General features: G+C 57.0%; 11 protein-coding genes and 1 tRNA gene. 6 read left to right on the top strand and 6 right to left on the bottom strand.

Annotation, left to right across the window (positions count from 1 at the left end):
- The first annotated feature begins 45 nt into the window (after positions 1–45).
- The 3 genes from OZ656_RS11605 to der all read left to right on the top strand — a co-directional run bounded on the left by OZ656_RS11605 (position 46) and on the right by der (position 3,369).
- Positions 46–699, top strand: coding sequence for a YfgM family protein (locus tag OZ656_RS11605; RefSeq protein ID WP_379944513.1), 654 nt, complete (start codon positions 46–48; stop codon positions 697–699).
- The gene (gene bamB / locus OZ656_RS11600; protein ID WP_379944512.1) at positions 699–1,868 is read left to right on the top strand and encodes an outer membrane protein assembly factor BamB; all 1,170 of its coding nucleotides are present in this window, start codon (positions 699–701) and stop codon (positions 1,866–1,868) included. Before OZ656_RS11605 ends, bamB begins: the two co-directional genes overlap by 1 nt.
- A 79-nt stretch (positions 1,869–1,947) precedes the next feature.
- Positions 1,948–3,369: a ribosome biogenesis GTPase Der gene (gene der, locus OZ656_RS11595; RefSeq protein WP_183577928.1), complete on the top strand. Its 1,422-nt coding sequence runs from the start codon at positions 1,948–1,950 to the stop codon at positions 3,367–3,369.
- 33 nt (positions 3,370–3,402) lie between these two features.
- Here the strand turns inward: der and pta are convergent, their stop codons facing one another.
- The 3 genes from pta to OZ656_RS11580 are packed head-to-tail and all read right to left on the bottom strand — an operon-like array spanning position 3,403 to position 9,252.
- Positions 3,403–5,556, bottom strand: a complete 2,154-nt coding sequence (gene pta, locus OZ656_RS11590; RefSeq protein ID WP_036149660.1) for a phosphate acetyltransferase — start codon at positions 5,554–5,556, stop codon at positions 3,403–3,405.
- A gap of 14 nt (positions 5,557–5,570) precedes the next feature.
- Positions 5,571–6,776: an acetate/propionate family kinase gene (locus tag OZ656_RS11585; RefSeq protein WP_379944511.1), complete on the bottom strand. Its 1,206-nt coding sequence runs from the start codon at positions 6,774–6,776 to the stop codon at positions 5,571–5,573.
- A 16-nt stretch (positions 6,777–6,792) separates the two neighbouring features.
- Complete coding sequence (locus tag OZ656_RS11580; protein ID WP_379944510.1) at positions 6,793–9,252, bottom strand: EAL domain-containing protein; 2,460 nt, start codon at positions 9,250–9,252, stop codon at positions 6,793–6,795.
- 236 nt (positions 9,253–9,488) lie between these two features.
- On the opposite strand from OZ656_RS11580, the gene ccoM reads away from it, so the two are divergent.
- Positions 9,489–9,638, top strand: coding sequence for a cytochrome c oxidase subunit CcoM (gene ccoM, locus OZ656_RS11575; protein WP_022992482.1), 150 nt, complete (start codon positions 9,489–9,491; stop codon positions 9,636–9,638).
- A gap of 20 nt (positions 9,639–9,658) precedes the next feature.
- Here ccoM and OZ656_RS11570 read toward each other — a convergent pair.
- The 3 genes from OZ656_RS11570 to OZ656_RS11560 form a co-directional block, all read right to left on the bottom strand.
- Positions 9,659–9,734: transfer RNA gene (locus tag OZ656_RS11570), tRNA-Glu, on the bottom strand.
- An 86-nt stretch (positions 9,735–9,820) separates the two neighbouring features.
- Entirely contained in the window at positions 9,821–10,726 is a 906-nt protein-coding gene (locus OZ656_RS11565) for a TIGR01777 family oxidoreductase (protein ID WP_206852231.1), read from the bottom strand.
- 40 nt (positions 10,727–10,766) lie between these two features.
- Positions 10,767–11,144 (bottom strand): sirohydrochlorin chelatase, encoded by a 378-nt coding sequence (locus OZ656_RS11560; protein WP_022992480.1) that lies wholly within the window; start codon positions 11,142–11,144, stop codon positions 10,767–10,769.
- A gap of 101 nt (positions 11,145–11,245) precedes the next feature.
- Between OZ656_RS11560 and OZ656_RS11555 the strand changes: the two genes are divergently transcribed.
- Positions 11,246–11,848 carry a DUF924 family protein gene (locus OZ656_RS11555; protein WP_273031454.1) on the top strand — a complete coding sequence of 201 codons (603 nt, stop codon included), beginning with the start codon at positions 11,246–11,248 and terminating at the stop codon, positions 11,846–11,848.
- A gap of 98 nt (positions 11,849–11,946) precedes the next feature.
- Positions 11,947–12,693, top strand: coding sequence for a TetR/AcrR family transcriptional regulator (locus OZ656_RS11550; protein ID WP_379944509.1), 747 nt, complete (start codon positions 11,947–11,949; stop codon positions 12,691–12,693).
- Positions 12,694–12,758 lie beyond the last annotated feature (65 nt).

Raw genomic sequence — 12,758 nt, 5'->3', positions numbered from 1 at the left:
CAGAGTCTATATAAACAGGCAGTTTAACGAATAACAGGAGTTTTCATGGCGGAGTTGCGCACCGAAGAAGAACAGGTCCAGGCAATCAAGGACTGGTGGAAAAATAACGGAAGCTCGCTGCTCATCGGTATTGGTGCGGCTCTGGCCATCGTCTTTGGATGGCAGGCCTGGCAGAACCATCAGGCGCAACAACGCGCCGAAGCCGCTAATCAGTTTGCCAACCTGCTGAACGCGTTCTCCTCCGCAGATGATGAGTCGGCCGACACTGTGGGTTTTGTGGCGGAGACACTGAGAGACGAACACGGCGACAGCGCCTACGCCATCTATGGCAACCTGGTTCTGGCACGGCAGCAAATGGTTGAGGGTGAGGATCCCGTGGCCGCTGTTGAAACACTGAACTGGGCGCTGGAAAAAGCGGCCGGTCACCCGGCTCTGGAGCTGGTGATTCGTAATCGTCTGGCGCGGGCCCAGTTTGCCGCTGGCGAACACGATGCCGCGCTTGCCACCCTGGACAATGCGACGAACGCCGATGCCTTCGCGGCCATCTTCTCCGAGTTGAAAGGCGATGTTCTGTTGGCCAAGGGCGACCGGGACGGTGCACGTGAGGCGTATCTGGCGGCACGAGAGCAGAGCCAGCAGGGCCGCAGCGGCATTCTTGAACTGAAACTGTCAGACCTCGGTGTCGGGGAGGGCGCTTGATGTTTGTCGAGCGCACGCTCAAATTCGGGCTTGGCTCGGTTTTCTGTGGTCTGTTGGTCGGAATCGCCGGGTGCAGCAGTACAGACACCTTTGAGCAACCCGCTCCTGTGCCTGAAATCAGCGAAACCATTGATCTGGACACAGTATGGAGCATGTCCGTTGGTGATGGCCACGACGATCAGCTGCTTCAGATTGCGCCTCTCTACGCTGGCGACCTGATTTACGCGGCTTCCGCTGACGGGGTTGTTGCGACGGTCAGGCCGGCGGACGGCGAGGTTATCTGGCAGAAAGACTACGATGAGCAGTTCTTTGCCGGCCCGGGCGCTGATGCCCGGCACCTCTATATGGTCACCCGGGATGCCGAGCTGGTGGCTCTGTCATCGGAGGACGGTACCGAGGCCTGGCGGGTACCTCTGCCCACCGAGGTTCTGGCTTCGCCTCAATCCAACGGTAACCTCGTGGTTGTGCAAACCACCGATGGCCGTGTGATTGCCCACGACGCAGCAACGGGAGAGCGCCGCTGGCAATACGAGGCTCAAGTACCGGTGCTGACCGTGCGAACCGCAGCTGCACCGTTGGTGGGCGGCGACATTGTGATCTCCTCGTTTGCCAACGGTCGTGTCATTGCACTCACCGCCTCGGACGGGCAGCCAGTGTGGCAGTATGAGGTCGGTCAGCCCCAGGGTCGTACCGAACTGGAACGCCTGGTGGATATCGGCGGCCAGCCGCTGGTTCTGGATTCGGCCATTATGGTCGTCGGTTATCAGGGTAAGCTGGCGCTGGTGGATATTCGTTCCGGGCAGGAAATCTGGAGCCGTCGGGCATCAAGCTTCTACTCGCCCGCGATTGGTAACGGCAATATCTTTCTGTCCTCCGCCAATGGCGATATCGTAGCGCTCCGTGGCAGCGACCGACGAGAGCTTTGGGTTCAGGTCAGCCTGTCCTGGCGCCAACTGACCCGACCGGCTGTTTCCGGTGATTACCTCGTGGTAGGCGACTTTGAAGGCTACCTGCATGTGCTGTCGACCTCCGATGGCAGTCTGCAGGGCCAGCGTGAGTTTGATAGTGACGGTATCCGCGTACCAGTTCAGGTGATCGAAGATGGTAACCTGCTGGTTTATGGAAATGGTGGAAAGATGGCCCTCCTGAGAATTGAACAGGACGACTGAGTACGCCCCGACAAGTTTATGCCCGGCCCAGGCTTTAGCCTGTGTGCCGGGTTTCTGGTTTCTTGAATAGCAGATCAATATGACCCCAGTTATCGCCCTTGTAGGCCGCCCCAACGTTGGTAAGTCAACGTTGTTTAACCAGATGACCCGCTCAAGGGATGCTCTCGTAGCGGACTTCCCCGGGCTGACCCGGGACCGAAAATACGGTGAGGGCAACTACGAAGGCCAGAAATTCATCGTTATCGATACGGGCGGCCTTACCGGTGACGAAGCCGGTATTGACGCCGAAATGGCTCGCCAGTCAATGCAGGCGGTAGAAGAAGCGGACATTGTCCTGTTTCTTGTGGACGGTCGGGCAGGACTGACCGCGGGCGATGAAATGATCGCGGATTATCTGCGCAAATCGGGCAAACAGGCTCATCTGGTGGTTAACAAGACCGATGGCCAGGATCCGGACGTGGCGGCAGCGGACTTCTACAGTCTGGGGTTCGAGTCCACGTTTCTGATTGCGGCGGCCCATAACCGCGGCATCCTGTCTTTGCTGGAAGCGCTGCTGCCGGAACCGGAAAATCCGGAAGACCAGGACCGGGCGGATCGTTACCCGGGTATCCGGATTGGTGTGGTGGGGCGGCCGAATGTGGGCAAGTCTACCCTGGTTAACCGCATGCTCGGTGAAGATCGGGTGGTGGTGTACGACATGCCGGGTACTACTCGCGACAGCGTTTACATTCCCTATGAGCGCCAGGGCCATGAGTATACCTTGATTGACACTGCCGGGGTTCGTCGCCGAAAAAATGTTCGCGAGGCGGTGGAGAAGTTCTCCATTATCAAGACACTGCAGGCGATTGATGATGCCCATGTCGTGATTCTGGTAATCGATGCCCGGGAGGGGCTGGTAGACCAGGATCTGCACCTGATCGGGTTTGTACTGGATGCGGGCCGCTCACTGGTGATCGCCATCAACAAATGGGATGGCATGGATCCGGAAGACCGTGACCGGGTAAAAGAGCAGGTGGCCAGGCGCCTGGATTTCCTGGATTATGCGGGCAAGTATTATATCTCGGCACTGCACGGCACGGGCGTCGGAACCATGTATGAGTCGGTCCAGGCCTCCTATGAATCCGCGATGTCAAAGTGGCCAACCAACCGGTTGACTGCAATCCTCCAGGATGCCGTTGCTCAACACCAGCCGCCGATGGTTCATGGTCGCCGCATCAAGCTGCGATACGCTCACCAGGGTGGCTCCAACCCGCCGGTTGTGGTGGTGCATGGTAATCAGGTGGATTCACTACCCGGTGCTTACAAGCGTTACCTTGAAAACACCTTCAGAAAGGTGCTGAAAGTCGTGGGCGCGCCGATACGGTTTGAATTCAAGTCAGGCGAGAACCCCTTTGCAACCAAGGTCGACCGTCTGACGCCTCGGCAAAAGGTCAAGAAGGACAACGACCTGAAGAAAGGCCGTCGGATCAAGAAGACCCGGCAGAAAAGCGTTAAACGCTGATCTGCCGGGGCTAGTCCCTGCCAGGAGCCCTGATCAGGCGGCTCCTGCATCCGCGACCTGTTTTGCCTGTACTGCCGTCAGGGCAATGGTGAAGACAATGTCTTCCACCAGGGCCCCGCGGGACAGGTCGTTTACCGGTTTTCGCAAGCCCTGGAGCATGGGCCCCACGCTGACGACATTGGCACTGCGCTGCACCGCCTTGTAGGTGGTGTTGCCCGTGTTCAGGTCCGGGAACACAAACACGGTAGCCTTGCCGGCCACCTTGCTGCCCGGGGCTTTGGATTTTGCCACGCTCTCAATCGCCGCAGCATCGTATTGCAGCGGTCCGTCAATGAGTAGATCCGGGCGCCGTTCCCGGGCAATGCGGGTGGCTTCGCGAACCTTGTCGACATCCTCACCGCTGCCGGACTCGCCGGTACTGTAGCTGATCATTGCAACCACAGGTTCAATACCAAAGGCTTCAGCAGATTCGGCACTCTGTATGGCAATATCGGCCAGTTCTTCGGCATTCGGGTCTGGGTTGATGGCGCAGTCGCCATATACCAGCACCTGTTGCGGTAACAACATGAAGAATACCGATGACACCACCTTGGCGTTGTCATGGGTCTTGATCAGTTGGAGGGCAGGGCGCACGGTGTTGGCCGTGGTATGAATAGCGCCGGATACAAGTCCGTCGGCTTCGTCCATGGCCACCATCATGGTACCCAGAACGACGTTATCCTCCAGCATGGCTTCGGCCATATCCGGTGTCAGGCCTTTATGTTTTCTCAGCTCCACCATGGGCGCCACGTAACGCTCGCGCACCGATTGCGGGTCTATGATTTCCAGGTCATTTGGCAGTTCCACGCCCTGGGAGGCGGCGACTGAGCGAATTTCGTGTGGATCACCGATCAGCGCGCAATGAGCCAGGTTACGTTGATGGCAGATAATGGCTGCCTGAATGGTTCTGGGTTCACTGCCTTCTGGCAAGACGATCCGCTTGGCTGCAGCCCGGGCTCTCTCCGATAGCTGATAACGGAATGCCGGAGGCGAGAGCCGACGTTGGCGCTGAACTTTCAGGTGCTCCTGCAGCCACTGGGTATTGATTCGCCGGGCCACAGATTCCATGGCTTCTTCAATACGTTCCGGATCGTCAATGGGAATGGCTGAAGACAGATTTGCCAACAGGTGGGCGCTCTCGTAGGTATTGGTTTCCGAGCTCAGCACTGGCAAACCGGTGTCCAGTGCCCGCCGACACAACTCTATAACCCGTTCGTCCGGCATCAGGCCGCCTGTCAGCATCAGCCCGGCAAGCGGGACACCATTGAGGGCGGCGACGGCCGTGGCCACTACGATATCCTCGCGATCACCAGGGGTGACCATCAGGGTGCCTGGCTTGAGGGTGTCGGTCATGTTGCGGATGGATCTGGCGCACACTGATACCCGCTGCACCCGCCGTGAGTGCATTTGCCCTTCGTGCAGTACCGGAACACCAAGCTCTCGCGCTACATCAGAGACCCGGGGTGCCAGCAGTTGTGGTTGCCAGGGAATCTGCGCCAGCAACTGGAAGCGGCCGTTCGCGAACACTTTGCAGGAGGTGTGATAATCCGTTTCGGTGGCTTCACTTGCCGGCGGATGATCCAGTGCCATACCGGACTTCTGTGGTTCTCCCACCTTGTTAAGAATGACCGCAATCACGTCAGGATCCGACGGTGCCGCAAACAGGCGTGAGGAGAAATCCAGGTCGTCATCGAGCTCGCTGGCAGTACAGCTCTTCGGTGTGCTCACCAGGATCACTTCGGAACCGAGATTGCGGGCGACTTCCACGTTCAGCCGGGCGATATAGGCTTCGGTTCTGTCCGGTACCAATCCTTCAATGATGACCACATCCGCTTCATTGGCGACTTTCTGGTATTCACCGACCACGTTCTCCATCAGCAGGTCTGCTTTGCCGTGGTTCAACAGCTGCTGGGCTTGTTTCAGGGGAATCGGGTCGGGTGGTTCGAGGTGGCTGCGGGCACGCACAAAGGCCACCGAAGAATCCTTGCCGTCGTTATGAAGCGCTTCGCCTCTGTGTACGGACTGACTGAATGGTTTGTAAAAGCCGACGCTCACTCCTTCCCGTTCCAGGGCGCGCAGAAGACCTAGGCATACGGATGTCAGGCCGGAGTCAAGAGAGGTTGGGGCTATGAAAAGACTTTTTGCCATGATTGTTCCAGGTTTCATTCTTCGGAGTGTTCGGTGCCGGCAGCGGCCAGGCGGGAGGCTTCTCGGGCAATCACCAGTTCTTCATTTGTGGGAATGACCAGCGCCGGATAACGCGAGTCCGGGGAACTGATGCGGCCATCACTCCAGCGGCCGTGATGCTCGTTGAGGTCCGGATCCAGCTCAATCCCAAGCAGGTGCAGATGTCGGGTTGTGTCCTGGCGAATGCGGGCACTGTTTTCACCGATGCCGCCAGTGAAGACCAGAGCGTCCAGTTTTGTCAGGGACGCGGTCATCGCTCCAATATACCGCGCCAGGCGGAAGCAGAATACGTCAATTGCCAACTGTGAGGGTTCGTGGCCATGGTCAGCCAGCTCGCACAAGGTTCGCATGTCGTTGGTCTGGCCTGAGAGCCCCTGCAATCCGCTTTCTTTATTCAGCATCTCGTGGACGTCATTGGCACTCATGCCACGACTTGCCAGGTAATCGAAAAGCCCGGGATCGACATCCCCGCTGCGGGTGCCCATCACGAGTCCCTCAAGCGGAGTCAGGCCCATGCTGGTATCGACGCTGAGCCCATTCTGGATCGCTGTGATGCTACAACCGTTACCCAGATGGGCAGAGATAATTGAGGTAGTGGCCGGTGTCTTGTCCAGCAGACGAGCGGCCTCGTGTGCCATGAAATAATGACTGGTGCCGTGGAAGCCGTAACGACGCACTCCCCAGTCGCTGTAGAACCGTTCCGGTAGTGCGTATCGGTAAGCGCGCTCGGGCAGGGTCTGATGGTAAGCGGTATCGAATACCGCGATCTGTGGAACGTTCGGGAACAGCGCCTGCATGGCGCGAATGCCCGCGAGGTTTACCGGATTATGCAGGGGGGCCAGCGCTGCGCAGGCTTCAATGGCGGACACTGTTTGATCATCAATCAACGAAGCTTCACGGAAGGTTTCGCCCCCATGGACCACTCGATGGCCAACAGCCATGGGTTCGCCCGTCATCAGAGCCCGGTCTTTAAATGCGTTGACGAGCGCCGCCAGCGCCTGGCTGTGGCTGGCACCGGAAGGTAAGTGAACCGGTGTTTTGTCGCCACTGATACGGGCAAAGGCATCGGATTGATTGAGTCTTTCCGCCAGGGCAGAGGTGATTTTATGGTGGTCGTGATCAAACAGGGCAAGTTTCAGTGATGAACTGCCGCAGTTCACGACGAGGATAGAGTCGTCCATGGTTGTGCCGTGTTGATTACTTGAGATTGGCCCGCTCATTGGTTTCGAGCCAGTGAATGAAATCCTGCTCGGGCAGGGGGCGACTGTAGAAGTAGCCCTGGGAGTAGTCGCAATGCTCCGCTTTCAGGAAGTGAGTCTGATCCTCTTCCTCAACGCCTTCGGCGACCACTTTCAGGCCAAGACTGTGGGCCATGTTGATAATCGCGCGAACCAGGGAAGCGTCTTCGTTTTCTTTCAGGACATCCTGAACAAATGACTTGTCGATTTTCAGGGTATCGAAGGGATAGCTTTTCAGATAGCTGAGTGCCGAATAACCAGTTCCGAAATCGTCGACCGACAAGCGGATTCCAACTTTGTCGAGTTGTTTGAGGATATCAGCGGTTTCGATGGAATTGTCCAGAATCAGCCGTTCCGTGATTTCCAGTTCCAGCAGTTCCGGCCGTAAATTGCTGTCGTTCAGCGCGCGCATGATGGCGTCGGTAAACCCGGGGTCCCGGAACTGGCGTGGTGATACATTGACGGCAATGCTGATCTCGCGCCCGGTCATCGCCTGCCAGCAGTACGCGGCTTGACAGGCTTCCTTGACGACCCATTCGCCGATCGGAATGATCAGGCCGGTTTCCTCGGCCAGCGGAATAAAGCGATCTGGCATCACCATGCCCATGGCCGGATTGTTCCAGCGAAGCAGGGCTTCTGCCGCCACCAGGCCACCACTGGCGGTGTCGACAATGGGTTGGAAATAGAGCTCGAATTCACCCAGCTCCAGGGCCTTGCGCATGTGAGATTCCATCTGCAGGCGCTCGTGGGAAACCTCGGTCATCTCCGGAGTAAAGCGGGCATAGGCGCTCTTGCCTTTGTGTTTTGCCTCGTACATGGCCGCATCGGCGTGCTGGAGCAGGGTGCCGCTGTTATCCGAGTCGTCCGGGAAGGTGGCGATGCCAATACTGGTCGTAACGAACACTTCCTGGCCGCTGAGCATAAACGGAGGTGCGAAGGTTTTCAGAATACGTTCAGCAACCTGGCGAGAGGCGTCCGGCCCGTTAAGCCCCGGCAGCACCACAAGGAACTCATCACCCCCCAGTCGGGCAACCGTACTGGTGCCTCGCAGGCAACTGGAGATCCGGCGCGCGGCTTCAATCAGCAGCGTGTCGCCGGCATCGTGGCCGAGCGTGTCGTTGATGTGCTTGAAGTTGTCCAGATCCAGGAACATCACACCAACCTTGGATTCATCACGCCTTGCCTGGGCCAGCGCCAGTTTAAGACGATCAAGTGCAAGCATCCGGTTGGGAAGCCCGGTAAGGATGTCGTAGTTCGCTTGCCGCAACAGTTGTTGTTCGTAACGTTTGCGGATGCTGATGTCTTCCCCGAGTATCAGGTAACCGGTGGTTTCACCGTTATTGTCCTTGATAGGGGTGACCACAAGCTGTTCCCAGTAGCGCTCGCCATTTTTCCGTGTGCTGTTGACTTCGCCTTGCCAAACGCCCACGCGCTGTACCTGAAGCCTGATGGATTTCCAGAGCTGTCTGGCTTCGTGGGAATCCACACCAGGGTCAATGAGTGAGGAGGGATGCTTGCCGATGATTTCAGACGGGCTGTTCCCCGTCAGCTGGCTGAATTTCCGGTTCGCATATTCAATGCGCCATTGCCGGTCACAGATCAGAACCGAAGACGGGCTCTGGTCGATGGCTTTGGAGAATTTACGAATTTCGGCTTCATCCCGTTCCCGCCTTGCCACGTCATCGGTAAGGCGTTCGCGCATCTGGTTAATGGCTTCCGTCACCATACCCAGTTCATCACGCTGGTAAGCCGGCGTATCAGGCCTATCCAGTTCCAGCGGGCGCGCAAGATTCCGCAATGACAGATCGCGGGTGTAGTCAGCCATGTCAGCCAGGTGGCGGGTGACCAGGTGGCGGAAGATCCATAGAATCAGAATGGAAACAAAGAAAACGATCAGGAACTGGGTGCCAAGAATGAACCCCACCCGGCGCCGCAGCTCATCGTACACTCGCTGCAGGCTGGCGGTTATGGTGAGTTCGCCCAGCTGGAACTCGGCATCGTCACGATAGATCAGCTCAAAACTGTGGGTGAGGGTATCGGCTTCTCTTGGGAGCTCTCCCATGACCAGCTCCGAGTCAGGTTCAATCCGGAGCCGAAGGTGTTCGATATCGGGCAGACTAAGGATACCGTCCATTTGGGTTTGCAGGTGCTTTTGATCCAGCGCCCACAGGCTCTGGGCAAGACTGGAACGATAACCGGATTCGATAACCTGCATCCGCTGTTCAATCTTGGACAGATCCTCCCGGTAGTCTGAGTAGATCTGGATGCCGGATGCGAGCAGTGTAAAAGCAGAGCTGAACAGAAGGATCCATGCCACCAGCCGGAAAGATAAAGGAGAGGCTGCACGAAAACGTTTCAAACGCGTCGCAATGTCTGGCATGTCTTTGATTTTTCGACCATCCAAGGAAGTATCGGACATAGCAATTACAGAAGCGATCCCTGACTTTGTTACCTGTATTCCCTTGCCTACGACTATAGCAGCAGTTTATGGCAAATGCGCTGCAAACTCAGGATAAATCGAGAGAAATGGGGCAGGGCGTCTCACTTTGGCAATTATTGCAATGACGAAATGAGCTTGATGCAGATCAATACGGGGCAGGCGGTGCCGGCGTAACCTGAGCTTAATCAAGTTTTACAGGTACAGGAGACATAGCCATGTATATGGACGCAGTTGTAATCGCCGGAATCGCCACAGTATTGCTGATGATTGGCTTCTTCGTCGGAGTTGGCATCTTCGTCATGAAGGATCAGAAGAGCCATGCTGCTAAAGGAGGAAAGCACCACCAAGGTGGTCATGGCAGCTGACGAACAGACAGCTTTGAAATTGGCGTCCCCTAGGGGGTTCGAACCCCTGTTGCCGCCGTGAAAGGGCGGAGTCCTAGGCCACTAGACGAAGGGGACGCAACGTTTTCAAAAGCTTGCCTCGTCGAGGTGGCGCGTATATTAAGTAAGGTGCCCTGGGCTGTCAACGCTTTTTCTTAAAAAAGTTAAGTTCCCACACTTTCCCTTAACGCGGCTTCCAGTTCCGCAAACCGGAATTCAAAACCCTCACGTTTTAGCCGTTCCGGTATCGCCTTCTGACCGGTCAGTAACAGCCCGGCCATTTCCCCCAGCATCAGTTTCAGCGCAGGCGCTGGAGCCGGTATAACGGCTGGGCGGTGTAGAACCTGTGCAAGCGTTCTCGTAAATTCCGCATTGGTGACCGGGTTCGGGCTGACCATATTGTAGGGGCCGCTTGCCGTTGGCGTATCCAGCATCCAGAGCAGGCCGGAAACCACGTCGTCCCTGTGAACCCAGGGCATGTATTGCCGTCCGGAGCCCAGCTTTCCGCCAAGCCCGAGCTTGAAGGGCAGGATCATGCGTTGCAGAAAACCGCCGTTACGGCCGGCCACCACGCCGGTGCGGGACAGGCAAACGCGCACGCCATCAGTTTCAAGCTTCAGTGCCTCCTGTTCCCAGTCCCGGCACAGTTGGTGTGTAAACTCATCATGGGGTTCTGTGTCTTCGGTAACCAGGTGATCCCCCTGGTTGCCATAAAAGCCGACGGCAGAGCCGGATACCAGAACCTCCGGCATGTTGCTCCAGGTTCTGACCACTCCGACCAGGGTGCGGGTAAGATCAATGCGGCTGGCACGCAGTTGTTCCTTGCGGGCATGGCTCCACCGTTTGTCGGCAATGCCTTCCCCTGCCAGGTTGATAACTGCATCGAAGCCCGGGTGTGCGCGCAACTTTTCCAGATCATCCGTGACTTCTACCCGGCCGCAGATGGAGCGCACGGCATCCGGCTTCTGACGGCTGAGAACTGTTAGCCCATAACCGCGTTCAATCAACTCTCGGCATAGTATGTGGCCGATAAACCCTGTGGCACCGGTAACCAATATACGTTTGTCCATGGGTTCCCTCCTGCGATCGGAATCCGTCGTTGGTTCTTTGTCAGTGTTCAGAGCGCTCCAGTTCCTCCTTAACCACATCACGGATGGCCAGTCCAAGCCTCGGATTTTTCCCGATTGGTTCAGCCAGGCGGATAGTAACGCCGTGTTCCGCCTCCAGCTTTTCGATCATGGCTGGCACATCTTTTCGCAAGTGGCGGCCCGCAGCGAGAAATAACGGGACGACCGTGAATTGCTCTACGCCTTGCCCTTTGGCCCGGTTCACAATGGTATCCAGCGAGGGTTCTGCCAGTTCCATATAGGCAATGGCTGCGTTCTCGATTGACTCTACGGTCGGTTCGGCCAGTTTCTCGAAGGTTTCGCACCAGCGTGCGTCGCTGCTGCCGTGGGCCAGTAGAATAATCTGGTGTGGTTGGGTCATAACATCTCCGATCTGGTCGTTTGTCTTGATACGACCGTAAACTTGACGACAGTGGGCCGTTTAAAGTGATCCTGACAATCAATGTATCAGGGAGTTGTCAGATGTTCGATTGGAAAGAGCTTCTGGATTTCTGGTTCGGTGAATTAGATGAAAATGGTATTCCTGATCGCGATCATCGCAACCGTTGGTTTCGCAGCGACCGGGCTTTCGATCAGGAAATCCGGCGCCGGTTTTTGTCTCTGGTGCTGTTTGCCTCGGAGCAGGGGTTAGATCACTGGCGTAAAGCCGCCGGAGGCTCGCTTGCTGAGATTCTTCTGCTGGACCAGTTCACCCGTAATATTTTTCGCGGAGGCGCCATGGCCTTTGACAACGACCGGCTGGCCAGGCAGTTGTGCCGTGGCGCAATGCAGCGAGGACAGGATCTGGAGCTGCCCCCGGTGCAACGCGCCTTCCTCTATATGCCGCTGCAACACTCCGAGAAGCTGGCTGATCAGGATCTTTCAGTAGAGTGCTATCAGCAGTTGTCTGCCACCACCGACGGCGTTCTGGGAGACTTTCTTGGCAGCTTTCTGCAATCGGCTCGCGATCACCGGGATATTATTGCCCGGTTTGGCCGTTTTCCCCATCGCAACAAAGCTCTGAAGCGCGCCTCTTCGCCGGACGAACTGGCTTATCTTGAAGGTGGGCCACGCTTTGGCCAGTAGAGCTGGCCAGTTTGATGATCGGTTCAACGAATTGGCAGTCGATAACGGGCACACTCACTCACACGCAATAACAAGAAAATCAGCGGAGTGAGAACAGGATGTCATCTTCCAACCCGGCGGTGAACGATGGCCCGGGCGCCAATAAAGCTATGCCCAACGATAACAGGGCCCCAGGGCGGGGTGGCAGAACCACTCGGGCCAAAAGTGAAATCCGGCGTCATGCCATTCTCAAGGCAACCATCCGGGTAGCGGCCAAAAACGGTATCAAAGGTATCAAGCATCGTTCCGTCGCCAAGGAAGCGGGGGTTCCCTTGGCCGCAACCACCTACTATTTCCGAGACATCAATGAGTTGATCAGCGATGCCTTCATGCTTTACGCAAAAGAAGCCGGCGCAGAACTGAAAGCGTTCCACGACACCTTGAATCTGGTACTTGATGGTGTGCCCCCTGAGCAATTGCGCCGGGGTGCTGAGTTTCGTCCGGAACTGTGTCAGCGCCTGACTGACTTTGCCCGGGCCTGGATGCAGGAGCAGTTTACACGCCGGCGGGAGCAGGTACTGGCAGAGCAGGTGTTTGTGATGGAGGCGCTCAGGGACGACCGCCTGGCCAGGGTGGCACGCCGGTATCGGCAGTCCTGGATTGACGGTCTGGAGCAGCTTCTGCAGCGCCTGGATTCGCCATGCCCTCGCCAGGACGGCACCCTGATCGTCAATGTGGTGCTGGGTATGAGCTACGATCTGTTGCTGGAGGTGCCCGGCACCGAGGCGGAGGTGTTGAGCGCGTCGGTGGCCAGGATCGTTCAGCTGGCGCTTGGGGTGGAACCTGAAGACCTGCGTGCACCATGATTATCGGCGGTTGTGAAATTTTTTCACGAAAGTGTTGACGGCCCCCGAGTTATCAGTAGAATACG

Origin of the sequence: Marinobacter sp. LM1 (genome assembly GCF_042763285.1) — a bacterium.
Classification (GTDB): Bacteria; Pseudomonadota; Gammaproteobacteria; order Pseudomonadales; family Oleiphilaceae; genus Marinobacter; species Marinobacter nauticus.
The sequence above is the reverse complement of the archived record's forward strand: the minus strand, read 5'-3'. Positions and strand labels throughout refer to the sequence as shown.

Bases quoted from the DNA above. Each gene is read 5' to 3' on its own strand.
- OZ656_RS11605 (WP_379944513.1), top strand. From the start codon at position 46: ATGGCGGAGTTGCGCACCGAAGAAGAACAGGTCCAGGCAATCAAGGAC.
- bamB (WP_379944512.1), top strand. From the start codon at position 699: ATGTTTGTCGAGCGCACGCTCAAATTCGGGCTTGGCTCGGTTTTCTGT.
- der (WP_183577928.1), top strand. From the start codon at position 1,948: ATGACCCCAGTTATCGCCCTTGTAGGCCGCCCCAACGTTGGTAAGTCA.
- pta (WP_036149660.1), bottom strand. From the start codon at position 5,556: ATGGCAAAAAGTCTTTTCATAGCCCCAACCTCTCTTGACTCCGGCCTG.
- OZ656_RS11585 (WP_379944511.1), bottom strand. From the start codon at position 6,776: ATGGACGACTCTATCCTCGTCGTGAACTGCGGCAGTTCATCACTGAAA.
- OZ656_RS11580 (WP_379944510.1), bottom strand. From the start codon at position 9,252: ATGTCCGATACTTCCTTGGATGGTCGAAAAATCAAAGACATGCCAGAC.
- ccoM (WP_022992482.1), top strand. From the start codon at position 9,489: ATGTATATGGACGCAGTTGTAATCGCCGGAATCGCCACAGTATTGCTG.
- OZ656_RS11565 (WP_206852231.1), bottom strand. From the start codon at position 10,726: ATGGACAAACGTATATTGGTTACCGGTGCCACAGGGTTTATCGGCCAC.
- OZ656_RS11560 (WP_022992480.1), bottom strand. From the start codon at position 11,144: ATGACCCAACCACACCAGATTATTCTACTGGCCCACGGCAGCAGCGAC.
- OZ656_RS11555 (WP_273031454.1), top strand. From the start codon at position 11,246: ATGTTCGATTGGAAAGAGCTTCTGGATTTCTGGTTCGGTGAATTAGAT.
- OZ656_RS11550 (WP_379944509.1), top strand. From the start codon at position 11,947: ATGTCATCTTCCAACCCGGCGGTGAACGATGGCCCGGGCGCCAATAAA.